Raw genomic sequence first — 21,660 nt, 5'->3', positions numbered from 1 at the left:
ACCGCAGGCCGGGCCTGTTCCGAAACCACCCCAAGAAAGGACAATACCTTGGTTCAGCGATACATCCCCACGCGCATCAATCACCGCGTCGTCGAAGCCGGCGGCATCCTGCATTTCGGCGGCCTGATCGCGGACGATCTCAGCCTCGACATGAAGGGCCAGACCGCGCAGATCTGCGCCAAGATCGAGAAACTGCTGGCTGAGGTCGGCTCGTCAAAGGAAAAACTCGTCACCGCGATGCTCTACATCACTGATTTCGCGCAGAAGGACGGCATGAACGAAGCCTGGCTCGAATGGCTGGAGGCCGAGCATCTGCCGACCCGCGCGACGATCGGAGTCGCCGAACTGGGCCCGAACGTGCTCATCGAGGTGGTGGTGTCCGCCGTCCGCTGAGGCCGATGCCCGGCCTGAGACAGCGTTGAAGGCGGCGGCCAGTCCCGGCCGCCGCCTTCCGCACGAAAGCTTCTGCCTTTGCCGGTGGCCGCCAGCCTTCGGCGCGCATGGCAGGCTGGGTCATCAGCCGGTGAGCGCAGGCGCCCTTGCCCTGACCGCGTGTCTGGGGCAAATGGGTGATGATGAATGCGAATGATTTCTGGGTTTTCGGCTATGGCTCGCTGATGTGGCGGCCGGGTTTCGACCATGTCGAGACCCGCATGGCGCTGCTGCGCGGCTATCATCGCGCGCTTTGCGTATGGTCGCATGTGCATCGCGGCACGCCGGAACGGCCTGGCCTGGTCCTCGGCCTGGACCGCGGCGGCTCCTGTCGGGGGCTCGCCTTCCGGGTGCTCGGCCAGGATCGCGACGCGGTGATGGCCTATCTGCGCGCCCGCGAACTCGTCACCAGCGTGTATCTCGAGACCAGCCACCGGGTCCGGCTGGAAACGGGCATTGATGTGCAGGCGGTGGCCTATGTGGTCGACCGCAGGCACGTGCAGTATTCCGGGCCGCTGTCGACCGAGGATGCGGTCAGATCCGTCAGGGGCGCGGTGGGGCAGTCAGGACCGAACGAGGCGTATGTCCGCAACACCGTCGACCATCTGCGCGGATTGCGTATCCGCGACCACCGGCTCGAGGCGATCGTGGGCGCCTTGCCCGGCGTCAGTGACTGAAGGCCTCTGGGCCACGACACCTTGCCAACTGCCGTCGCTGGTCCGTCGCGCGGGCCTCAGCGGGCCGTCAGCTCGGCCATGCGGCGCTTCGCGTCCTCGCGGAGCGGCAGCTGCGGATTGGCGCGGATGGTTTCCACCAGCAGCGCGTCGCTGGCGCTCTCCATCTCGTCGATCAAGCGCTTCATGAACACGTCAGGATCGATCCCCGCCGGTATCGCCGGCAGGATGCGGACCTTGAAATGGCCGGGGAAGCGCAGGAACTTGCGGCGCGGCCAGAACAGGCCCGGATGCATGACCACGGGGACCACAGGCACGTCGAGATCCCGGTAAAGTCTGGCGATGCCGTATTTGTAGTCCGGCGCCGCACCCGGCGGGCGCCGGGTGCCCTCGGGATAGATGATGAGCTGGCGGCCCTTGCGCATTTCCTGCTTGGTGCGCTCCATCACCGCCGTCATCACCTTGCCCTTGGCGCCGCGGTTGACCGGAACCATGTTCATCTTGGTGATGTACTGGCCGAACAGCGGAATCCAGCGCAGCTCGCGTTTGAGGATATAGACCGGATCGTCAAGCCACGGCAGCAGCGCATAGGCGTCCCAGAACGACTGGTGCTTGGGCGCGAAGATGTAGGCGCCGGCGGGAATGTTCTCCAGGCCCTCGATCTCGAAAGTGGTGCCGACGATCTTGTCCATCAGCCAGTGGTTGGACATCGCCCAGTCCTTCGGGACCCGCCAGGCCTTCCTGTGGCTCGAGAGAAAGAAGACCGGACTGAGCACGACCATGCGGCCGATCAGGTTGAGGTAGAAGGCTGCGTTGAAGAGAATGGAGCGGATGGCGATCATGAAATTCCCGTTCTGGCGCTGCCGGCGCCCGGGGCGGAGCCGTCAAGCATTCCGGTTACACCATGACGGCAGACGCGAAAACCGGAGCGGGAGAAATTCTTTCACTCGGCCAGCATGACCGAGGCGGTCCTGGGCTTGGGCCGGGCCGCGTCGGCGCGCAGGCCGGTGCCGGCGGTCTTGGCGCCGGACCAGCTGCGCAGCCGCGCGAAGCTGTACTTGAAATATTCGATGACCAGCGTCCTGAGCGCGATCGGATCGCCCAGCCACTCCTGGGTCCTGAGATCGGTGAGGCTGACCGGATAGGCGAGGAAGGTGACGTCGGGGCTCGCCTCGGCGAGTTCGAGCAGGCTGCGCGGCATGTGGTAATTGTTGGTGACCACCAGCACCCTGCGATAGCCCTTCTCGCGGATCCAGTGAGCGGTCTCGTTGGCATTGCCGATGGTGTCGAGCGCCTCATAGCCGATGTCGACGCAACAGGCGAACATTCGCCCGTTGGCGCCGGTCACGCGCTGCAATTCGGGCCCGGATGTCGCCGGATTGACGCCTGAGATCAGCAGCCGCTGGCCGATGCCGTCTTCCAGCAGTTCCAGCGCCTGGTCAATGCGCTGGTAGCCGCCCGTCAATGCGACGATCGCTTCCACCGACCCGGTGTCGGCCGGCACCGACAATGTGGCGATCCGGTCGGTGAAGCGAAAGAAGCCGATCAGGCCAAGCGCGACGATGCCGATGAGCAGCAGGGTCAAAGTCTTGAGTGCATAATGCACAATCCGGCGCAACCGTTTCAAGACGGTTGTGCGCGGCGGGGCGTTTCGCATTGACGTGCCACGAACGGTCTCGAGCCTCATTGCCCAATCCATAACCCGAGAATCGGGCAAGGACCAGACCGATTCTTGTCCGAAACGGGGCATGCCCGTTTCCGGCGAGCGGTGTCGCCGGACGCGATGGTGCCGGTCGCGACGACGGCGCCAAAGCACATCGCCTGGCGTGGAATTGCGCGCTTGGCCCTGGCTCTTCGCAGGCATGCCTGGCGTGTCCACGGACCGGCCGAACGCTCCCTGGCGACAGGCATCAGTCCAGCTCGCCGAACGAAGGGTCGGCGCGCTCCCGGTCGATCTCCCGGATGGTGCGGATCACGGTCAGCCGTGTGGTGATGGCGGTCATCCCGGCAATCAGGGCGATGACGAAGACGATGCCGACATATCCGGCGCCGCCAAGAAGGAACCGTCCAAACAGCGCCGAGGCCTGATCGGCGAGCGGTGTGGCCATGGATGCCTGCTGCCAGATGCTGAGCGCCAGGAAGGTGAGGCCGGCCGCGCAGCCGCCCACGCTCGCCCCCTTGAGCCCGATGATCAGGAAGCGGCGCTGGAACTGCGATGCGATGAAGCCGGATTCCGCGCCAACGAAATGCAGCACCTCGATAATGTGGCGGTTGCCGGCCATGGCCCCGCGGGTGGCGAAGATGACCGTCAGCATGGTGGTGGCGAGCATCAGGGTGAGAACGGCGATGCCGATGACGATGGTCGTGCGGGCCATGGCAATCAGCCGGTCCGTCCAGGCGCGGTGGTCATCGAGCGCCGCCTGCGGCACCGCTTCGGCCAGGGCCTGCCGAATGGCGCCGAAATCGGGGGGCGCGGTCTCGTCGATGGTGATGATGACCAGCCGCGGCACCGGCAGGTCATCCATGCTGAAATCACTGCCGAGCCATGGTTCGAGCAGCCGCGCGGTGGCGGCGCGGTCGACGATCTCTGCGCTGAGCACGCCGCTGAACGACAGCACGGACGTGCGGACGGAGTCGAGGGCCAGATCCATGTCGGCTCCATCTGCCGGCTTGACCTGAATGGTGATCTCGCGCGAGATCTGCCCCTGCCAGCTCTCAGCCGTCTCGCGAACCATGGTGACGCTGCCCAGCGTCATGCAGCAGAGAAACGACATGATGGCGATGACAATGACCAGTGCGCTGCCCGAGACATTGCCGCGCGGCACGATCGGAGCCATAGGGCGCAGCACCACCGGGCGCGGCCGGCGCGGGTCTCCGGTGCGGGCGGGATTGGCGTCAGTCATAGATATCGAGCCGCCCTTCGCTCAGAATCATCCGGCGCGCATCGACCTTGTCCATCAGGGTCAGGTCATGGGTTGCGATGACGACGGCGGTGCCGAGCCGGTTGAGTTCGATGAACAGGCTCAAAAGCCGCTGGGCCATCGGTGGGTCGACATTGCCGGTGGGTTCGTCAGCGAGCAGGATTTCCGGCTGGTCGATGAGCGCCCGGGCAATGGCCACGCGCTGCTTCTCACCGCCCGACAACACAGGCGGAAGCACATTGATGCGCTCGCCGAGGCCGACCCATTTCAGCAGTTCGATGACGTCGGAGCGATAGGTGGATTCATCCTTGCCTCGCACCCGGAGCGGCAGGGACACGTTCTCGTAGGTGGTCATGTGGTCGAGCAGGCGGAAATCCTGGAAGACGATGCCGATGCGTCGCCGCAAGAGCGGCAACTCATCGCGCCCGATGGATGAAATGTCGCGGTCGAACATGCGAATCAGCCCGCGCGTCGGGTGCAGCGACATGAACAAGAGCCGCATCAGCGTGGTCTTGCCGGCGCCGGAAGGGCCGGTGAGGAACTGGAAGGACTTCTTCGGAATGTCAAAGGTGAGATCGCGCAACACCTCGGGCCCCATGCCATAGCGCAATCCGACATTTTCAAAATGAATCAAGGGTACTTTCCTGTCCGCAGCTCGCTGCACGGTCGCCCCCGCATGGTAAACGCAAGGTTAAAGCAGCCGCGATGGCTGCGGTCTGTGGCGCTTGTTTTCCAAGCATTAACCATTCCCGTTTACGTCTCGGCAACGGATGTTTCAATGGCTGGTAAGCCTTAGCGCGGAAAAGAGACCTCAATGAGCCGGTCACGCGACCAATTGCGGATGATCGACCCCGGGCTTGACGATTTGCTGCGCCCCCTTCCGCCTGCCGCCGCGGCATCTTCCCTGTCTGTCCGCGACGTTGAGGACGCCGAGTTCGAGATCGTCTCCGCCCCACCTGCCGACCGACGGCCGCACCCGGCTCAGACCGCGTCTGCCGACGCGTCGACGATGGGCGAGCCCGGAGCGGAAACGGCCGCCGTCAGGCCAAGGCGGGATCCGCACGGGCTGCGGATCTTTACAGGCGGCTCTGCGATACGGCGCTCCCGGCCTGCCGTCGGAGCCTTATGCGGCGGAGTGGCTGTCGTGGCGCTTGCCGCCTTCTGGATGGCCGGAGGTCACGCGCTCTTCATCCCGCAGGCGACACCGGCGGGCGCCGCGGTTCCCGTCCCCGCTTCGCCAACCGCAATGCCGACCGCGTCCGTCGTCGACCAACCGGCCGCGAAGCCAGCCGTGGCGGTAGCCGAGCCCGTACAGGTCATCCGCGCCACACCGCGCCCGCCGCGGATCGAGCGCGCCGGCTCGATCCTGATGATTCGCGGCGGCAGCTGAACGACGCCGTCTGATGTGAATGGTGGGAAACAAGGGTTCCAAGTCGATCCTGCTTCCGCTAGGACTTGGTCGGGTGCGGGCCGCGGCTGTCGCGGACGAAGCGTCCTCCCAATGCAACAGGGTCACCTGCGGGTGACGGACATGATCCAGAGGAGTGCTTCATGCCGGTCGTGCGCGGTAAAATCATCGAACCGCTGTTTACCCCCGCCCAGATTGCCGAGCGCAACCTGTCCATGGCAGCCGAAATCGCGAGGAATCCGAAGCATGACCTGCTGGTCATCTCGATCCTGAAGGGGTCGTTCATCTTCGCCGCCGATCTCATTCGCGCCCTGCATGATGTCGGGCTGGCGCCGGAGGTCGAGTTCATCACCCTGTCGAGCTACGGCAAGGGCACGACCAGCCAGGGCGTCAAGATCATCAAGGACATCGACAGCGATGTGCGCGGCCGCGACGTGCTGCTGATCGATGACATCCTCGAATCGGGCAGGACGCTGCGCTTTGCGCGCGACCTGATGTATGAGCGAGGGGCCCGCCATGTCGATATCGCTGTTCTGCTGGACAAGCGCTCGCGGCGCGAGGGAAGTCTGGATGCCGAATATGTCGGTTTCGAATGCCCGGACTATTTCGTCGTCGGTTACGGCATGGACGTGGCCTATGCATTCCGCGAACTGCCCTTCGTCGGCGTCGTCAAGGGCGACGCCTGAGGCCACCGCAGGCCCTGACCGGGCGCAAACCGCGGCCCCCCAGAATTGGGGAGAGCATCAAATTTGACCTGGCTGCCGCCACCGGCGCAGCATGGGGCGTGATTCGCAACTGGTGCAACGGTGGAGCGGAAGCATGGCGCGTATCCTCATCGCCGAAGACGAAAGTTCGCTTCGCGTCTTCGTGGCACGGGCGCTGCGGCTGGACGGCCACGAAACCGTCGAGGCGGCCGACGGTGCGGAGGCGCTCGACCACATCGTCAGCGAGGAGTTCGATCTGCTGCTCTCGGACATCCGCATGCCGGTAATGGACGGCATTGAGCTGGCGATGGAAGTGGCGAAGCTCCGCCCCGCACTGCCGATCCTTCTCATGACCGGCTACGCCGAACAGCGGGAGCGGGCCGATTCGCTGACCAGGATCATCGTCGATGTCCTCGAGAAGCCGTTCACCCTGCCGCAGATCCGGCAGGCGGTCGCCGATGCATTGGCGGCATGACCTGACGCCCTATTGCAGGTCCAGCAACCGCTCCAGGTAGCGCTTCTCCACATCCGGTCCCAACTGATCGCCGAGCCGCTTGCGGATGGCGTCCAGGATCTCGCGGGCCCGCTGGATGTCGATCTCGTCGGGCACCTTGACGCGTGAGCCGAAATCGGGGCCGGTGGTGGCTCTCGGACGACCGAGCGGATCGCGGTCATCCGAATTGCGGTTGCCGGTGCGCGCCGCGCCCTCGCCCTCCGCCTCGCCCTGTTCATTGCCCATGGCCTGCATCATCTGGTTCATCATGTCCTCGGCGCCCTGGCGCAGCGCCTGCAGCGCCTTGCCCTGGTTGGACAGCGCATTGCCGGTCTCGCCCTCGCCGAGATCGCCAGCGGCGTCGCCCATCGCCTCTCCGGCCTCGCCGAAGCCCTCGGAGGGGGTGATTCCCATCGCCTCCAGATCCTTCTGCAACTGGCCAAGGGCATCGCGCAGCGCCTGCTGACCCTGACTCAGTTCGCCGAGCTGTTGCTGCTGGCTCTGCCCGTCCTGGCCCTCCTGTTGCTGCTCGTCGCCGCCCTCGCCGGGCTGCATCTGCCGCCCCTGCTGGTCGAGGCGGAATGTCTGGTCCATCAGTTGCTGCTGCTGGCGCATCATCTCGCCGAGCTTGTCCATCTGCTGGCGCATCGGCCCGCCCTGCTGCTGCTGGCGCTGCTGGCGGCCGGCCTGCAGGTTGTTCATCATCCGCTGCAGTTCCGAGAGCATCTGCTGAGCCTGCTCTCGGGCGCCGGAGCGGGCGAGATTCTCGATCTGGTCGAGCATGTTCTCAAGATCGCGCTGGCGCAGCATGTTCTGCGGGTCCATGGGCTGCTGCTGCGCCTGGTTGGATTCGGCCTGCCTGGCGAGCGCCTGCATGTATTCCTGCATCGCCTCGCGCAGCTCGTCCATCAGCTTGGCGATCTCCTCGTCGGTGGCGCCGTTCTCGAGCGCCTCCGACAGAGCGCGCTGCGCGTCGCGCAGCCGGCGTTCGGCCAGCGACAGGTTGCCGTCCTCGATCTGCAGCGCCACGCCCCAGAGATAGTCGACCGCAGCCCTGAGATCGTCGTCATTGTGGGCATAGGCGAGCCGGCCGCGCACCGACTTCATCAGCAGATAGTGGATCAGGTTGGGGATCGTCTCCTCGGGCGCGACCATCAGCGCATCGTTGAGCTCCAGCGCGCGGTCCACATTGTTGGCGTCGAGCGCCACAAGACCGCGCTGTTCGACCACCGCGGCGGCCAGGGGCTCGGAAAAACGCCGACCGGGAAGCACAGTTTCCAGTGTCTCGCTGCGTCCCTGCTGTCCGGCGCCGTCGGTCGCCACCAGCGTGATGCGAACCTTCTGGCCGGCGAGGGGGTGCTCGGTGAGGTCCTGGCTCGATGTGGCGCGGTTGTCGGCGGAATTGCGCCGAGGCAGCGTCAGGCGGTATTTCGGCGGCTCGAACAGGGGTCGCGCGTCGGGCCCCTGGGAGTCCAGCGGGACGATCTCGGCCTCGGCCGAGACCAGGCCGTGGTCGTCGCTGAGCGTGTAGTCGAGTTCGAGCGCGCCATTGACGGCACGGCGCGGCTCCTCGACAAAAGACGCCACGGGCGGCTGGTCGGGCAGCATGCGAATCGGCCACTGCCGGGGCGCCGTGCCGGCCGCCACTTCTAGAACGCCGTCGGCCGTCGGCTTGTAGGTGAAGACAGTCGACTGCGGCGATCCCCTGTCCGTCGGCGCGGCGGCGGCAAGCGCCGGATCCGCGGCGGGCAACGGCCGGCTTTCGCCGCTGGCGGCGTCGCGCCAGGAAACCGCCGCGTCGGGAGAGGCGCCGCCAAGCCTGACGGTGATCTGGCTGCCGACGATGGCCTCGACCGGTCCCTGGCCATTGTTGACCAGCCCTGTGAGAAAGACTGGCGGCTTGCTGACATAGGATGGCGGGCTGATCCAGGCATCGATGCGGATGTCGGGCAGGCTGGCGCGGTCATGGCGCATGAAGGCATCGGCGATCCGCCCGGAGCCCGACGACAGCGAGTAGGCGCCCGCGGTGATCAGCATGAGGACCACGGCGACACGGCCGCCATAGGGGTCGCGCTCAGGCAGGTTGGACCGGGGAATGCCGGTCGACAGCTGGCCGATCTGCCGCGCCATGCGGCGCTGGTGCTCTTGCCAGAGGGCGCGGGCGAAGGCATCGTCATTGTCGATCCGGTCGTCCTGCACCGCGACGGCCTGGTGACGGATCAAATTCTGCCGTTCGATCCGCTCGTCGATGGCGCGGCCGGCGGCAGGGCGGAAATGGCTGAAGGGCCAGAGCGAAGCCAGGCCGGCCAGGGCGAGCAAGCCGAGCGATCCGAGCCGCAGCCATTCCGGCACGGCGCGGAACCATCCCAGCCATGAGAGGATCAGGAACAGCGCAACAACACTGCAGATAGGAGTTGCCAGCAGCAACAACTGCTCGGCGGCCATCACCAGACGCATCCGCAACCGGATCAGCGACAGCGGTCGGGAGGTCACGCCGGCCTCGGCTCGGTCCGGAGTCTCGTTGCCGTCGCGCGGCTGGGCCATCGGCATCTCCCTTGCGGTTTTGAGCAAAGATAGCACCGATTGCGGCCTTGGCGAGGCCTGTCGCGAAAAAGTGAGCGGCAGGTGCGGGGGCCCTGCCTGGCGGTTCAAGCCTCGGCGAGCCAGTCCGGAACCGAATCCAGCGCGATCATCTCCTCATAGGTGGGACGCTTGCGCACCACATGGAACCGATTGCCCTTGACCAGGACTTCCGGAACCAGCGGCCTGGTGTTGTAGGTACCCGCCTGCACCGCGCCATAGGCCCCCGCCGATCCGACCGCGATGAGGTCGCCGGCCTTCAGCGCCGACATCTCGCGGTCCTTGGCAAGGTAGTCGCCGCTCTCGCAGACCGGACCGACAATGTCGGCCTTGATGCGCGAGCCGCTGGCAGCCGACAGCACGACCGGGCGGATCTCGTGCCATGCTTCGTAGAGGGTCGGGCGGATAAGGTCGTTCATGGCCGCATCGACAATGACGAAAGTCTTCTCGCCGCCATCCTTCACATAGATGACCTCGCTGACCAGAACGCCGGCATTGGCGACGATCATCCGGCCGGGTTCGAAGATCAGCTTACAGCCAAGGTCCCCGACCCGTGCCTTGACCATTCTGGCGTAGGCCTCGGGGTTCGGCGGCACGGTTTCGTCGTCGCGATAGGGGACGCCGAGTCCGCCGCCCAAGTCGAAATGGCTGATGTCGTGACCGTCGGCGCGCAGCACACCGATGAGTTCGACCATCAGCTTGAGCGCGTCGTCATAGGGCTGAAGGTCGGTGATCTGGCTGCCGATATGCATGTCTATGCCGATGACCCGGACCCCGGGCAATGTCGCGGCATGGCGATAGACTTCGCGGGCGCGCTGCCAGGAGATGCCGAACTTGTCCTCCTTCTTGCCGGTGGAGATCTTGGCATGGGTTCTGGCATCGACGTCGGGATTGATGCGGAACGAGATCGGCGCCACCTTTCCCGTGGCCAGCGCCCGCGCGTTGAGCACTTCCAGTTCCGGCTCGGACTCGATGTTGAAACAGCAGATGCCGGCGGCGAGCGCCGCGTCCATCTCGCGCGGCAGCTTGCCGACGCCGGAAAACAGGATCTTTTCGGCGGGCACGCCGGCTGCCAGCGCGCGGCGCAGTTCGCCTTCCGAGACCACGTCTATGCCCGATCCGAGTCTCGCGAGCGTCGTCAGCACGGCCTGGTTGGAGTTGGCCTTCATGGCGTAGCAGACCATCGAATCGATGTCCGCGAAGGCATCGGCAAAGACGGTGTAGTGCCGCGACAGCGTAGCACTGGAATAGCAGTAGAAAGGGGTTCCGACGGCCTTGGCGATGGCCGGCAGGCTCACCTCCTCGGCGTGAAGCACGCCATTGCGGTATTCGAAATGATTCAACGGGGTCGCCTATTCGAGGAGTCCGTCAAGGATGAAGCGGCGGTCCTCTACGGGCGGCGTCGTCTCCGTGCCTTGCGCGGGCGGGTTGGTCATGGTTGCGCCTGGTCGTTCCAGTCCGCCCTTGCGGCCGCAGCCCGACAGGGCCACCGTCAGGACGGCGATGGTGCAGATGGTTTTCACCCAAGGGCTGATGGTCATGGTGTCTGATCCTGCGTCTTGGCGGGCGTGGGCTGGAATGGAGGCTTACATAGCGGGTTTTTGCGGCGGTGTGCACCCTTATTCCTTTGATGCATCTGGGTGCCGGCTTGATCAATTGCGGGCGCGCCACCAGGCGATCTGCTTGCGAACCTCGGAAGGGGCCGTGCCGCCAAAGCTCTGGCGGCTGGCAACCGATGCCTCGACGGTGAGAACGTCGAAGATGCCGTCGGTGATGGCGGGATTGATGGCCTGCAGGTCGGCCAGCGACAGGTCGGCGAGCTCGCAGCCCCTCTTTTCGGCCAGCGCCACGGCATGTCCGGTGGCATGGTGGGCGTCGCGGAACGGCAGGCCGGCCTCGCGCACCAGCCAGTCGGCGAGATCGGTGGCCGTGGAATAGCCGGTGCCGGCAGCGGCCTTCATCCTGTCGGCGCGAATGGTCATGTCGCGGACCATGCCGGTCATCGCGGCAAGCGCGAGTTCCAGGCTCTCGGCGGCATCGAAGACCTGTTCCTTGTCTTCCTGCATGTCCTTGGAATAGGCGAGCGGCAGGCCCTTCATGATGGTGAGCAGCGCCACCAGCGAGCCGTTGATGCGGCCGGTCTTGGCGCGCACCAGCTCGGCCGCGTCGGGGTTCTTCTTCTGCGGCATTATCGACGAGCCGGTGGAAAAGGCGTCCGACAGCCGGACGAAGCCGAACTGCGGCGTCGACCAGATGACGATTTCCTCGGCGATCCGCGACAGATGCGTCGCCGCGATCGCCGCGATCGACAGGAATTCAAGGGCGAAATCGCGGTCCGAGACCGTGTCGATGGAGTTGCGGGTGGGCTCGCGGAAGCCCAGCGCCTTTGCCGTCATGTGACGGTCGATGGGAAATCCGGTGCCGGCAAGGGCCGCAGCGCCGATCGGACTTTCGTCGAGATGCTCGATGGCGTGGCGGACCCGCTGGCGGTCGCGGCCGAACATCTCGACATAGGCCATGCAATGGTGGCCGAAGGTCACCGGCTGGGCGGTCTGGAGATGGGTGAAGCCGGGCATGACGGTGTCGGCGTGTTCCTCGGCGCGGTCGAGAAAGGCGCCGATCAGGCCGCTGAGCGCCGCTTCGGTCCGCTGCAGCTCTTCCTTGACCCAGAGGCGGAAATCGAGCGCCACCTGGTCGTTGCGCGAGCGTGCCGTGTGCAGCCGGCCCGCGGCGGGGCCGATTAGCTCGGCCAGGCGCGATTCGATGTTCATGTGGATGTCTTCGAGCCGGCGGGAGAAGACGAAGCTGCCGGATTCGATCTCTGACAGAATCGTGTTCAGCCCGTGAGTGATCTTGTCGCAGTCCTCCGCCGAAATTATGCCAGTATTGCCCAGCATCGCCGCATGGGCGATTGAACCGCGGATGTCCTGCGCATAAAGCTTGCGGTCGAAGTCGATGCTGGCATTGATCTCCTCCATGATCGCCGCCGGTCCGGAGGCGAAGCGTCCGCCCCACATCTGGTTGGAGGCCTTCGGGTCCTTGCTGTCTGACATGAGCCTGTCCTGGAGTTTTTCATGAGCCATTCATCACCGAGACTGTCCACCGCCGCCCTGGCTGCCATCGCAATCGGGCTCGGCGCCGCAGTCAGCGCCGGCTGGATATACGGGAACGGACTGCACTATGGCAATGGAGAGGCGGCACAAAACCAGGTCGCGATCGTCGGCGGCGAGTGCGAGACCAAAGCCAAAACCCTGGCGGAGCTCAAGCCGCTGGCCCGCGGCGAGGTTGCGGCAATGGCGATCCGCGAGGAGGCGACACCGCTGCCGGCGCTGAGTTTCGTTGACACCGACGGGGCGCAGAAGACGCTCAGCGATTATCGTGGGCAGGTGCTGCTGGTCAATCTGTGGGCGACCTGGTGCGCGCCCTGCAGGGCCGAGATGCCGGCGCTGTCGAAGTTGCAGGCAGATCTTGGCGGGGCAGGGTTTTCGGTGATGCCGATCAACATCGACACCGGCGACGTGGCCAAGCCGCAGGCATTCCTGGCCGAAATCGGCGTTGACAATCTGGGCCTGCACCGCGACCCGTCGATGGACGTGTTCAACACGATGAAGAAGCAAGGCCTGGCCTTCGGCCTGCCGGTGACCCTGCTGGTCGGCGCCGACGGCTGCCTGATGGGGGCGATGAACGGGCCGGCCGAATGGGCCGGCGCAGACGCCCATGACCTTGTGAAGGCAGCCATCGCCGCGCAGACGCCGGTGCCCGCTGGCTCCTGACGGCACGACCTGCCGGAGCGCTTCAGTTTTTCATTGGATCGCAGAAGCGCTCCGGGTGACTGAATTGTCGCATTCCCTGCGACGACGTGAATTTCACGGCCGCCGGAAATGCTCTCAGCACGTCGCGGGAATTCAGATTCACGCGATGTGCTTTAGCTCCTTGTACGGGCGACATGAATTAGCGCGTAGGAACCGGCACGTCGCCGCGATAGTCGTAGAAGCCGCGGTTCGACTTGCGGCCAAGCCAGCCCGCCTCGACATATTTGACCAGCAGCGGGCAGGGGCGATATTTCGAATCCGACAGCCCGTCGTGCAGCACCTGCATGATCGACAGGCAGGTGTCGAGCCCGATGAAATCGGCCAACTGCAGCGGCCCCATGGGATGGTTGGCCCCGAGCTTCATGGCGGTGTCGATGGCCTCCACCGATCCGACGCCCTCATAGAGCGTGTAGATGGCCTCGTTGATCATCGGCAGCAGGATGCGGTTGACGATGAAGGCGGGGAAGTCCTCGGCCACGGTGATGGTCTTGTCGAGCGTGTCGATGAAGGCGCGGGCGGACTTGAAGGTGGTGTCCTCGGTGGCGATGCCGCGGACCAGTTCGACAAGCTTCATCACCGGCACCGGGTTCATGAAGTGGATGCCGATGAACCGCTCCGGCCGGTCGGTCGACGAGGCCAACCGGGTGATCGACAGCGACGAGGTGTTGGTGGCCAGGATCGCCTCTGGATTGAGCACCGGGCAGAGCTGCTGGTAGATCTTGCGCTTGACGGTCTCGTCCTCGGTCGCTGCCTCGATCACCAGATCCATGGCGGCAAGGTCGGCCATCGCCGGCGCCGGTCTGATGCGGGCCAGCGCCTGCTCGCGCTCGCTCTCCGTGGTCTTGCCGGAAGAGACCTGGCGGGCGAGGTTGCCCGATATGGTGGCGTGCATGGTCTGCAGCCGGTCGGCCGAGACGTCATGAACCCGGACCTCGTAGCCCGCCATGGCGCAGACATGGGCGATCCCGCCGCCCATCTGACCCGCTCCGATGATGCCGACACTCTTGATCTGGTTGCCCATGGATTTCGCCTGACTGGTCTGTTGGAACGGCGCGAAGCGCATGCCTTACGCACCCGGAGCCGCAAAGCTAAATGGCCGGGATGGAGACGTCCAGCCCGGCCATTGATCTGAGTGAAAAAATGCGAACTCAGAGCGCTTTTTCAAGCTCCGGAAGCGCCGTGAACAGGTCGGCGACCAGTCCGTAGTCGGCAACCTGGAAGATCGGCGCCTCCTCATCCTTGTTGATGGCGACGATAACCTTGGAATCCTTCATGCCGGCCAGGTGCTGGATGGCGCCGGAAATGCCGCAGGCGATGTAGAGGTCCGGAGCGACCACCTTGCCGGTCTGGCCGACCTGCCAGTCGTTGGGCGCATAGCCCGCATCGACGGCTGCACGCGAAGCGCCGACGGCGGCGCCGAGCTTGTCGGCCACCGGCAGGATGACTTCCTTGAACTTGTCCGACGAGCCCAGTGCACGACCACCGGAGATGATGATCCTGGCCGAAGTCAGTTCCGGACGGTCGCTCGAGGACAGGGCGTCGTTGACGAAGGACGACAGTCCCGGATCGCCGGCCGACTTGATGCTTTCAACCTTGGCGGAGCCACCTTCGCCTGCCGCCTGGAAATTGGCGGTGCGAACGGTGATCACCCGCTTGGCGTCGGTGGACCGCACCGTCTGCAGCGCGTTTCCGGCATAGATGCCGCGCTTGAAGGTGTCGGCACCCTTGACCTCGATGATGTCGGAAATCTGCATGACGTCGAGCAGGGCGGCGACGCGCGGCATGACGTTCTTGCCGGAAGTGGTGGCGGGCGCCATCAGAGTGTCGTAGCCGTCGGCGAGCGACACCATAAGCGCCGCCAGCGGTTCGGCGAGCTTGTTGGCGTATTCGTCGCCCTCGGCGAGCAACACCTTGGCGACGCCTTCGAGCTTGGCGGCAGCGTCGCCGGCAGCACCGGCGTCCTTGCCGGCCACCAGAATGTGGATGTCGCCGCCGATTTCCTTGGCTGCGGAAAGCGCCTTGCCTGTCTGGTCGGACAGAGTGGCGTTGTCATGTTCGGCTAGAATGAGAATGGCCATGATTGATTCCTGTCCTTAGAGCACGCCGGCTTCGTTCTTGAGCTTGTCGACCAGTTCGGCAACGGAGCCGACCTTGACGCCGGCCTTGCGGCCGCCGGGCTCCTCGGTCTTGATGACTTCCAGCCGCGGTGTGACATCGACCCCGAAATCCGCCGCGGTCTTCTTGTCCAGCGGCTTTTTCTTGGCCTTCATGATGTTGGGCAGCGAGGCATAGCGCGGCTCGTTGAGGCGCAGGTCAGTGGTGACGATGGCGGGCAGCTTGACCGAGATGGTCTGCAGGCCGCCATCAACTTCGCGGGTGACGCTGGCCGAGCCATCGGCGATGACGATCTTGGAGGCGAACGTCGCCTGGCCCCAGCCGAGCAGGGCGGAGAGCATCTGGCCTGTCTGGTTGGCGTCGTCATCGATGGCCTGCTTGCCGAGAATGACCAGGTCGGGATTTTCTTCCCCGACCACGCCCTTGAGCAGCTTGGCGACGGCGAGCGGCTCGACGAGGGTCTCGCATTCGATGAGGATGGCGCGATCGGCACCCATGGCGAGCGCGGTGCGCAGGGTTTCCTCGGCCTTTGCAGGGCCGATTGAGACGACGACGACTTCGGTCGCGGTGCCGGCTTCGCGCAGGCGCAGGGCTTCCTCGACAGCAATCTCATCGAAGGGATTCATCGACATCTTGACGTTGGAAAGCTCAACGCCGCTGCCGTCTGGCTTGACGCGGATCTTGACGTTGTAGTCGACAACCCGTTTGACCGGTACGAGGATTTTCATTCGATTCCCTTCCTAAAGCTGCGGGCCTCAAGCTGTTTTTCGGACAATGCCCGTGATCGGGGCGCTCCGATAGCCGAATGGCGACATGGATACCCGATTTTGATGCGAATTCAACCGCCGTGCGGCGCCTGAGGCGAAGCTGTCGCAGGCGCAGGCGGATTCTTGGCGGTGGCGCGAGCTCACCCGGTCGTTGTGGGCGGCTCACCGGCCCCAGTGCACCGGCGGCGGCGCATCGGGACCGGACTTGGCCGCGACGGCGGGGTCGGCTGACTTGTGGACGACCGCACGAGGGCTCTCGATGACGCGGTCGAACAGCGGCACTCCGCGGCGACGCATGACCACCACCAGCAGGCCCCCGGCGAGAATGCCGCCCGCATGGGTGGCCCAGGAAACCTCGCCTTCGGGATCGGCCAGCAGCATGACGAACTGGAAACCGACCCAGAGCAGCAATGGAATGTAGGCCGGCAGCGGCAGCGGGATACGGCCCAGGATCAGCACCCAGATCCGAATCCGCGGATGCAGGATCAGATAGGCGGCAACAATTCCGGCCACCGCCCCGGACGCCCCGATCAGCGGAGCCTGCGAGTGCGGCAACAGCAGTCCGTGCACGAAGGCCCCTGCGGCGGCGCAGGCAAGATAGAAGATCAGAAAGCGGACATGCCCCAGCGCGTCCTCGACATTGTCGCCGAAGACCCAGAGAAACAGCATGTTGGAAGCGACATGGAAGAAGTTTCCATGCACGAAGGCATAGGTCAGGTAGGTGAAATTGTCCGGCACCAGCACGTCAAGCGGATCGAGATAGGCAAGACCGTTGGAGACGGCGGGAATGTAGCCCAGTCCGAGCACGGCCGCGGTGGTGAACTCGCTCTCCTCGCCGGCCAGTCCTGTCAGGCCCCATATGGCGAGGTTGACGGCGATCAGCGACCAGGTGACCCATTGCAGCCGGATGTGCTTGAGGCTGTTGAAATCATGCAGCGGGATGAACATCGGGCCTCGCAAATCAGGATACGCTACGGCAACAGGGTGGAAATCCAAACAGTTCCGGGCTGCCGTGGGCGCCCCGGGGCCCCAGCCGGCCGAGGCTCGTCAGCGATTCTTGCCCGGAACCCACAGCACGTCCGCGCGACCCTGGTCATTGACCCAGCGGGCAGCGACGAAGAAGAAGTCCGACAGTCGGTTGGCGAAGCGGATGGCGGCCGGATTGACCGTTTCGCCGGGCTGGTCGGACAGTTCCACCATGATGCGTTCGGCGCGGCGCGAGACTGTGCGGGCCAGGTGCAGATGGGCGGCCGCCGCCGTGCCGCCCGGCAGCACGAACGAACGCAGCGGCTCGAGATCGGCGTTGAGGCGGTCGATGTCGGACTCGATCCGGTCGACCTGGTGGTCGGTGACGCGCAGTGCCTCGTATTCCGGGTTTTCGACATGCGGGGTGGCGAGGTCGGCGCCGAGATCGAAGCAGTCGTTCTGGATGCGCGAGAGCATGGCGTCGAGTTCGGCGTGCCCGCTCGTGTGCAGGCGCGCCAGACCGACGACCGAGTTGGCCTCGTCGACCGTGCCATAGGCGGCAACGCGCAGATCGTATTTCGGCCTGCGGTCGCCGCTGGCCAGGCCGGTGCGGCCATCGTCACCGGTGCGCGTGTAGATCTTGTTCAACTTGACCATGTCCGGTCCCCCCTTTGCAGCCGATCCGTCCCCGTCAGCGACCGCCGCCGGTCAGCCACAGGGTGGCGACAATGAGCACAATGGCGACGAACTGCAACAGCACGCGCATCTGCATGAGCTTGTTGGAGAGATTGGCATTGCCATTGCGGGCCATGTTGACGAGGCCGCGGATCAGCACGGCGGCAACGGCCATCATGACGATGATGGAAAGCACATAGGTAACGGATGACATGAAGCTCTGCCTTTTGGAACTCTGGTGACCCTGAGATAGGGCATTCGGCGGCGCGATCCAATCCGGTGGCAATCAATTCTGGCGGGCAAGGAATGCGTAGAATAGTCGCGCCGGCAGCAGCCTGCGGGCGATGACACCGATCCGCGCCTGCAGGGTGACCGGATAATGCGGCTTGGGCGAAGGCGAATTCAGGGCATGGCGCAGCACCTTGCAGACCGCATCGGGCCCGAGCCTGGCAGGGCGCGCGCCCGAATCGCCGCGCATCCGCGCGATCTGGGCGGCGTAGAACTCGCGGTGCACGGAGCCGTCGCGGTCGATGTTGCGCTCGAAATGGCCGAGAGCATTGGCGGCAATCCTGGTCTCGATCGGCCCAGGCTCGATCAGGCTGACATGGATGCCCGTGCCCTGCAGCTCAATCCGCATCGTCACCGACAGCGCCTCGATGGCATGCTTGGAGGCATTGTAGGCGCCGCGCCAGCGATAGGGCACCAGTCCGAGAATGGACGAGCACTGGACGATCCGCCCGCTGCCCCGGGCGCGCATGACCGGAATCACCCGCCGCGTCAGGTCATGCCAGCCGAAGACATTGGTCTCGAACTGGGCGCGCAGGGCTTCCACAGGCAGATCCTCTATGGCGCCGACCTGGCTGTAGGCACCGTTGTTGAACAGCGCGTCGCAGCGGCCGCCGGTCAGGTTCATGGCCTGATCGAAGAAGGCAGCGATGCTCGCCGGGTCGGCATAGTCGAGCGCGAGAGCCTCAAGTCCGTCCGCCTGCAGGGTGGCGAGGTCGGCCGGCTTGCGCGCGCTGGCGATGACGCGCCAGCCGTCGGCCAGGAGTGCGCGGGCGCAATGCGCGCCGATGCCGCTCGAGCAGCCGGTGATGAGAATGACGCGCCGGTCGATTTCTGTCGTCATCTGCGATCACCCCTGTTCATGTGGTCGATGCAATCCCATAATCAGTGGCAACTGACAATGCCGCTGCCAGAAGGACGTCACCTTGAGAAAACTCCGCTCCATAGTGGGTGACGCGATCAACCATTTCAACAATGACGACGGATGGGCGATGGCCAGCCATGTCGCGCTTTCGATTCTCATGGCATTGTTTCCGTTCATGATATTCGGAACGGCGCTGGCGAGCTTTCTCGGCGCTGACGCCTATGCCGAGACGGCTTCCCACCTCATCTTCGACACCTGGCCGGCCACAATCGCCGACCCGATCTCGCGGGAGGTGGTGCGGGTGCTGACCGTGGAGCGCGGCGGCCTGCTCACCGTCAGCGTGCTGGCGGCGGCCTTTTTTGCCGCCAACGGCGTCGAAGCTCTCCGAGTGTCGCTCAACCGGGCCTATCGGGTGACGGAAACCCGGCCCTGGTATTCGACCCGGGCGCAAAGCATTGCCTTCGTCATCATCGCCGTGCTGGTGATCATGGCGATCAGCTTTCTTCTGGTGCTGGCGCCGCTGGCGGTGCAGATCGCGCGCAGAGTGATGCCGTGGATGGAGACGCTGATCTCCGCCGTCGACAACTGGCGCATTCTCGTAGCGGTCGTGGTGCTGATCGCCGGCCTGGTGGCGTCGCATCTGTGGTTGCCGGCAGGGCGCCGGCGGATCGTCGACGTGCTTCCCGGCATCGCCGTCACGCTGGTGTTCTGGGTGGCGGGAGCGTTGATGTTTGCGAGTTACCTCAAGGAATTCGCCAATTACGTCACCACCTATGCCGGGCTGGCGTCGATCATGATCGCCATCGTGTTTCTCTACATCCTGGCGGCGATCTTCATTCTCGGGGCCGAAATCAATGCGGCGATCATGAAGATCCGCGCCCGCACGCGCGAGGAGCGTGCCGCAAAGGCACAGTTGGCGGCTCATCAGGGTTAAGCGTTATCCTTGCCGGCAGAGAGCCGCCGACGCGTGGATTCACCATGATATAATAAGGCCTTGAAAAACAGTCGGAGGATGTGGCTGTGATGACTGGATTGCCCGCCGACATGAAGCTGATCTACGCGGCGCTTGCCGCGGTGTCAGCCTTCTTTGTCGGCAATGCCATGGATTCGGTGCTGGGCTCGCAGGGCTTCGGCGTGGTCGGAAACATGTTGATCCTGCTCAGCGGATTTGCGGTCGGACTGAACCTCGTCGACCGTCTGCCCGGCGGACTGGTCGCCGGACCGATGGTGATGCCGGCGGCCATCGCGTTCGCCTTCGTGATGCTGTTCATGCTGGCGCTGATCAAGCGGCTGGTTCAGAAGGTCTGATCGTCGCCCGGCGCCTCGCCTGCAAAGGCGAGGCGCGCGACCGACGCCGGGCTCATCCCGGCCGCGCGCATGCTGGCGATGGCGGTGTCTCCGTCGCTCTTGGACAGCTTCCGCCCGGAGGCGTCGGTGACGAGTCCATGGTGGCGGTACCGGGGCGCGGGAAAGCCGAGGAGCGTCTGCAGCAGGCGGTGGACCGATGTGGCGTGATAGAGATCCCGGCCGCGGATGACATCGGTGATCGCCTGGACATGGTCGTCCACCGTGACCGACAGATGGTAGCTCGTCGGTGTGTCGCGGCGAGCCAGCACCACGTCGCCCCAGCTTGCCGGATCGGCCTCGACCATCCGGCCCGCGGCGCCGTCCGCCTCAAGCCACTGCAATCGGCCTGCAGCACCCGCGCAGGCCGCCCTCATGTCCAGGCGCCAGGCGAAGGGTTCGCCCGCCTCGACCCGCCGCCTGCGCTGGGAGGCGGCCATGGCGCGCTCGGCGCCCGGATAGTGCGGCGCGCCGTCGGGATCGCGCGGCCAGGCTGCTCCATCGGCTTCCGCCGACGCAATGGCGCGGGCGCTGTCGGCGCGGCTGAGAAAGGCCGGATAGACCAGATCCAAGGCCTGGAGCTCGGCGAGGGCTTCGCGATAGGCATCCAGATGCTCCGACTGCCGCCTCACCGGCAAGGGCCAGTCGAGGCCCAGCCAGCTGAGATCCTCGAATATGGCCGTCTCGTAGTGCGGCCGGCAGCGGTCGGCGTCGATGTCCTCGATGCGGAGCAGGAAGGTGCCGTGCTCGCGCTCGGCCGTCCGCCAGTTTTCCAGTGCCGACCGGGCATGGCCGAGATGCAGCAGGCCATTGGGGCTGGGCGCAAACCGGACTATGGTGCGGTGAGGGGGCAGGGAATCGCGCATCCGAGCCTTTTGGCATGTTTTGAAATGACCGTCACGAAGGCCTTTGCCCGAACACCCGGAGACGACCATGCGTCGCATCGACAGCGAAGACGATATCCGGGACGGGCTGGAGGGCCTGCTCGGCGCCGATCCCCGACTGGCGCGGGTGATTGACCAGGCGGGCCGCGTGCCGCTCAGACGCAGCCAGCCGGGCTACGCGGCCCTGACCGAGATCATCCTCGGGCAGATGGTCTCAAAGGCCAGCGCCGGCGCGCTGTGGCGCAAGCTGCAGCTTGCCACCGGCGGGGTGACGCCGGAGGCGATCCTCAGCCTCGATCCTGCCACGGCCCGGGCGGCGGGTCTGTCGGCCGCCAAGGCGGCGACGCTCGACCGGGTGGCCCGCGCCGTCGTCTTCGGCGGCCTCGATCTTGACCGTCTCTGCACGGTGCCGGCACCCGAGGCGATGGCCGCGCTGACATCTATCAAGGGGGTCGGGCCGTGGACGGCGGAAGTGTATCTTCTGTTCTGCGCCGGCCATGTCGACATCTTTCCGTCCGGCGACGTGGCGCTTCAGAGTGCCGCGGCCCACGCTCTGGGGCTGGATGGCCGGCCCGCACCGCGGGCGCTGGCCCTCATTGCCGAGGCCTGGAGCCCCTGGCGCGGCGTCGCGGCACGGCTGCTCTGGGCCTATTATGCCGCCCATATGCGCCGTGATGCCGCCCCGCTTGCGCCCTGAGCGTCGCATCGGCAAGCTCGCCGCGGCAGGGCTCATCG

At 65.3% G+C, this 21,660-nt stretch carries 25 protein-coding genes; 9 read left to right on the top strand and 16 right to left on the bottom strand.

The window, feature by feature from the left end:
* Positions 1-48: 48 nt before the first annotated feature.
* Positions 49-393, top strand: coding sequence for a RidA family protein (locus DFR52_RS18575; protein WP_110033519.1), 345 nt, complete (start codon positions 49-51; stop codon positions 391-393).
* A 179-nt stretch (positions 394-572) separates the two neighbouring features.
* A complete protein-coding gene (locus tag DFR52_RS18570) occupies positions 573-1,109 on the top strand; it encodes a gamma-glutamylcyclotransferase (RefSeq protein WP_170132312.1) in 537 nt (178 codons plus the stop codon).
* A gap of 56 nt (positions 1,110-1,165) precedes the next feature.
* Here DFR52_RS18570 and DFR52_RS18565 read toward each other — a convergent pair whose 3' ends face one another.
* The 4 genes from DFR52_RS18565 to ftsE all read right to left on the bottom strand — a co-directional run bounded on the left by DFR52_RS18565 (position 1,166) and on the right by ftsE (position 4,661).
* Complete coding sequence (locus DFR52_RS18565; RefSeq protein WP_110033518.1) at positions 1,166-1,948, bottom strand: lysophospholipid acyltransferase family protein; 783 nt, start codon at positions 1,946-1,948, stop codon at positions 1,166-1,168.
* Positions 1,949-2,049: 101 nt separating this feature from the next.
* Positions 2,050-2,712, bottom strand: coding sequence for a YdcF family protein (locus DFR52_RS18560; protein WP_245415399.1), 663 nt, complete (start codon positions 2,710-2,712; stop codon positions 2,050-2,052).
* A 304-nt stretch (positions 2,713-3,016) separates the two neighbouring features.
* On the bottom strand, positions 3,017-4,009 hold the full coding sequence (locus tag DFR52_RS18555; protein WP_110033516.1) for a cell division protein FtsX: 993 nt from the start codon (positions 4,007-4,009) through the stop codon (positions 3,017-3,019).
* Positions 4,002-4,661 carry a cell division ATP-binding protein FtsE gene (gene ftsE, locus DFR52_RS18550; protein WP_170132311.1) on the bottom strand — a complete coding sequence of 220 codons (660 nt, stop codon included), beginning with the start codon at positions 4,659-4,661 and terminating at the stop codon, positions 4,002-4,004. Before ftsE ends, DFR52_RS18555 begins: the two co-directional genes overlap by 8 nt.
* Positions 4,662-5,171: 510 nt before the next feature.
* Between ftsE and DFR52_RS24315 the strand changes: the two genes are divergently transcribed.
* The 3 genes from DFR52_RS24315 to DFR52_RS18535 all read left to right on the top strand — a co-directional run bounded on the left by DFR52_RS24315 (position 5,172) and on the right by DFR52_RS18535 (position 6,614).
* Positions 5,172-5,417: a hypothetical protein gene (locus tag DFR52_RS24315; protein ID WP_146215633.1), complete on the top strand. Its 246-nt coding sequence runs from the start codon at positions 5,172-5,174 to the stop codon at positions 5,415-5,417.
* Between the two features lie 161 nt (positions 5,418-5,578).
* Positions 5,579-6,121: a hypoxanthine phosphoribosyltransferase gene (gene hpt, locus DFR52_RS18540; RefSeq protein ID WP_110033513.1), complete on the top strand. Its 543-nt coding sequence runs from the start codon at positions 5,579-5,581 to the stop codon at positions 6,119-6,121.
* 133 nt (positions 6,122-6,254) lie between these two features.
* Positions 6,255-6,614, top strand: coding sequence for a response regulator (locus DFR52_RS18535; protein WP_110033512.1), 360 nt, complete (start codon positions 6,255-6,257; stop codon positions 6,612-6,614).
* A gap of 9 nt (positions 6,615-6,623) precedes the next feature.
* Here the strand turns inward: DFR52_RS18535 and DFR52_RS18530 are convergent, their stop codons facing one another.
* From DFR52_RS18530 to argH, 4 genes are all read right to left on the bottom strand, one after another.
* A complete protein-coding gene (locus tag DFR52_RS18530; RefSeq protein ID WP_110033511.1) occupies positions 6,624-9,176 on the bottom strand; it encodes a TIGR02302 family protein in 2,553 nt (850 codons plus the stop codon).
* A gap of 104 nt (positions 9,177-9,280) precedes the next feature.
* Positions 9,281-10,555, bottom strand: a complete 1,275-nt coding sequence (gene lysA, locus DFR52_RS18525) for a diaminopimelate decarboxylase (protein ID WP_110033510.1) — start codon at positions 10,553-10,555, stop codon at positions 9,281-9,283.
* A 9-nt stretch (positions 10,556-10,564) separates the two neighbouring features.
* Positions 10,565-10,753, bottom strand: a complete 189-nt coding sequence (lptM, locus tag DFR52_RS18520; protein ID WP_110033509.1) for an LPS translocon maturation chaperone LptM — start codon at positions 10,751-10,753, stop codon at positions 10,565-10,567.
* Positions 10,754-10,864: 111 nt separating this feature from the next.
* Positions 10,865-12,265 (bottom strand): argininosuccinate lyase, encoded by a 1,401-nt coding sequence (gene argH / locus DFR52_RS18515; RefSeq protein ID WP_110033508.1) that lies wholly within the window; start codon positions 12,263-12,265, stop codon positions 10,865-10,867.
* 21 nt (positions 12,266-12,286) lie between these two features.
* Here argH and tlpA point away from each other — a divergent pair, with 21 nt between their 5' ends.
* Complete coding sequence (gene tlpA, locus DFR52_RS18510; protein ID WP_110033507.1) at positions 12,287-12,985, top strand: thiol:disulfide interchange protein TlpA; 699 nt, start codon at positions 12,287-12,289, stop codon at positions 12,983-12,985.
* A gap of 178 nt (positions 12,986-13,163) precedes the next feature.
* On the opposite strand, the gene DFR52_RS18505 is transcribed toward tlpA, so the two are convergent.
* From DFR52_RS18505 to DFR52_RS18475, 7 genes are all read right to left on the bottom strand, one after another.
* The gene (locus tag DFR52_RS18505; RefSeq protein ID WP_110033506.1) at positions 13,164-14,045 is read right to left on the bottom strand and encodes a 3-hydroxybutyryl-CoA dehydrogenase; all 882 of its coding nucleotides are present in this window, start codon (positions 14,043-14,045) and stop codon (positions 13,164-13,166) included.
* Between the two features lie 127 nt (positions 14,046-14,172).
* Complete coding sequence (locus DFR52_RS18500) at positions 14,173-15,102, bottom strand: electron transfer flavoprotein subunit alpha/FixB family protein (protein WP_110033505.1); 930 nt, start codon at positions 15,100-15,102, stop codon at positions 14,173-14,175.
* 15 nt (positions 15,103-15,117) lie between these two features.
* The gene (locus DFR52_RS18495) at positions 15,118-15,867 is read right to left on the bottom strand and encodes an electron transfer flavoprotein subunit beta/FixA family protein (RefSeq protein WP_110033504.1); all 750 of its coding nucleotides are present in this window, start codon (positions 15,865-15,867) and stop codon (positions 15,118-15,120) included.
* 201 nt (positions 15,868-16,068) lie between these two features.
* Entirely contained in the window at positions 16,069-16,854 is a 786-nt protein-coding gene (locus DFR52_RS18490) for a rhomboid family intramembrane serine protease (protein ID WP_110033503.1), read from the bottom strand.
* Positions 16,855-16,953: 99 nt separating this feature from the next.
* Positions 16,954-17,529, bottom strand: a complete 576-nt coding sequence (locus DFR52_RS18485; protein ID WP_110033502.1) for a cob(I)yrinic acid a,c-diamide adenosyltransferase — start codon at positions 17,527-17,529, stop codon at positions 16,954-16,956.
* A gap of 34 nt (positions 17,530-17,563) precedes the next feature.
* Positions 17,564-17,761, bottom strand: a complete 198-nt coding sequence (locus DFR52_RS18480; RefSeq protein ID WP_110033501.1) for a twin transmembrane helix small protein — start codon at positions 17,759-17,761, stop codon at positions 17,564-17,566.
* A gap of 72 nt (positions 17,762-17,833) precedes the next feature.
* Positions 17,834-18,676, bottom strand: a complete 843-nt coding sequence (locus DFR52_RS18475) for an SDR family oxidoreductase (RefSeq protein ID WP_110033500.1) — start codon at positions 18,674-18,676, stop codon at positions 17,834-17,836.
* An 82-nt stretch (positions 18,677-18,758) separates the two neighbouring features.
* Here DFR52_RS18475 and DFR52_RS18470 point away from each other — a divergent pair, with 82 nt between their 5' ends.
* Positions 18,759-19,631: a YihY/virulence factor BrkB family protein gene (locus tag DFR52_RS18470; RefSeq protein WP_110033499.1), complete on the top strand. Its 873-nt coding sequence runs from the start codon at positions 18,759-18,761 to the stop codon at positions 19,629-19,631.
* A gap of 89 nt (positions 19,632-19,720) precedes the next feature.
* Complete coding sequence (locus DFR52_RS18465) at positions 19,721-20,005, top strand: hypothetical protein (RefSeq protein WP_146215632.1); 285 nt, start codon at positions 19,721-19,723, stop codon at positions 20,003-20,005.
* Here the strand turns inward: DFR52_RS18465 and gluQRS are convergent.
* Entirely contained in the window at positions 19,993-20,907 is a 915-nt protein-coding gene (gene gluQRS / locus DFR52_RS18460) for a tRNA glutamyl-Q(34) synthetase GluQRS (protein WP_110033497.1), read from the bottom strand. The genes DFR52_RS18465 and gluQRS overlap by 13 nt on opposite strands.
* A gap of 67 nt (positions 20,908-20,974) precedes the next feature.
* Here gluQRS and DFR52_RS18455 point away from each other — a divergent pair, with 67 nt between their 5' ends.
* The gene (locus DFR52_RS18455; RefSeq protein ID WP_110033496.1) at positions 20,975-21,622 is read left to right on the top strand and encodes a DNA-3-methyladenine glycosylase family protein; all 648 of its coding nucleotides are present in this window, start codon (positions 20,975-20,977) and stop codon (positions 21,620-21,622) included.
* Positions 21,623-21,660: the final 38 nt, after the last annotated feature.

The organism is Hoeflea marina (assembly GCF_003182275.1).
GTDB lineage: Bacteria > Pseudomonadota > Alphaproteobacteria > Rhizobiales > Rhizobiaceae > Hoeflea > Hoeflea marina.
This window is presented reverse-complemented; position numbering and strand designations above follow the sequence as displayed.

Coding starts and splice junctions, on each gene's coding strand:
- gluQRS (WP_110033497.1), bottom strand. CDS start 20,907: ATGCGCGATTCCCTGCCCCCTCACCGCACCATAGTCCGGTTTGCGCCC.
- DFR52_RS18535 (WP_110033512.1), top strand. CDS start 6,255: ATGGCGCGTATCCTCATCGCCGAAGACGAAAGTTCGCTTCGCGTCTTC.
- DFR52_RS18465 (WP_146215632.1), top strand. CDS start 19,721: ATGACTGGATTGCCCGCCGACATGAAGCTGATCTACGCGGCGCTTGCC.
- DFR52_RS18505 (WP_110033506.1), bottom strand. CDS start 14,045: ATGGGCAACCAGATCAAGAGTGTCGGCATCATCGGAGCGGGTCAGATG.
- DFR52_RS18495 (WP_110033504.1), bottom strand. CDS start 15,867: ATGAAAATCCTCGTACCGGTCAAACGGGTTGTCGACTACAACGTCAAG.
- DFR52_RS18455 (WP_110033496.1), top strand. CDS start 20,975: ATGCGTCGCATCGACAGCGAAGACGATATCCGGGACGGGCTGGAGGGC.
- tlpA (WP_110033507.1), top strand. CDS start 12,287: ATGAGCCATTCATCACCGAGACTGTCCACCGCCGCCCTGGCTGCCATC.
- DFR52_RS18555 (WP_110033516.1), bottom strand. CDS start 4,009: ATGACTGACGCCAATCCCGCCCGCACCGGAGACCCGCGCCGGCCGCGC.
- hpt (WP_110033513.1), top strand. CDS start 5,579: ATGCCGGTCGTGCGCGGTAAAATCATCGAACCGCTGTTTACCCCCGCC.
- DFR52_RS18480 (WP_110033501.1), bottom strand. CDS start 17,761: ATGTCATCCGTTACCTATGTGCTTTCCATCATCGTCATGATGGCCGTT.
- DFR52_RS18475 (WP_110033500.1), bottom strand. CDS start 18,676: ATGACGACAGAAATCGACCGGCGCGTCATTCTCATCACCGGCTGCTCG.
- DFR52_RS18570 (WP_170132312.1), top strand. CDS start 573: ATGATGAATGCGAATGATTTCTGGGTTTTCGGCTATGGCTCGCTGATG.
- DFR52_RS18485 (WP_110033502.1), bottom strand. CDS start 17,529: ATGGTCAAGTTGAACAAGATCTACACGCGCACCGGTGACGATGGCCGC.
- DFR52_RS18490 (WP_110033503.1), bottom strand. CDS start 16,854: ATGTTCATCCCGCTGCATGATTTCAACAGCCTCAAGCACATCCGGCTG.
- lptM (WP_110033509.1), bottom strand. CDS start 10,753: ATGACCATCAGCCCTTGGGTGAAAACCATCTGCACCATCGCCGTCCTG.
- DFR52_RS18500 (WP_110033505.1), bottom strand. CDS start 15,102: ATGGCCATTCTCATTCTAGCCGAACATGACAACGCCACTCTGTCCGAC.
- DFR52_RS18530 (WP_110033511.1), bottom strand. CDS start 9,176: ATGGCCCAGCCGCGCGACGGCAACGAGACTCCGGACCGAGCCGAGGCC.
- DFR52_RS18565 (WP_110033518.1), bottom strand. CDS start 1,948: ATGATCGCCATCCGCTCCATTCTCTTCAACGCAGCCTTCTACCTCAAC.
- argH (WP_110033508.1), bottom strand. CDS start 12,265: ATGTCAGACAGCAAGGACCCGAAGGCCTCCAACCAGATGTGGGGCGGA.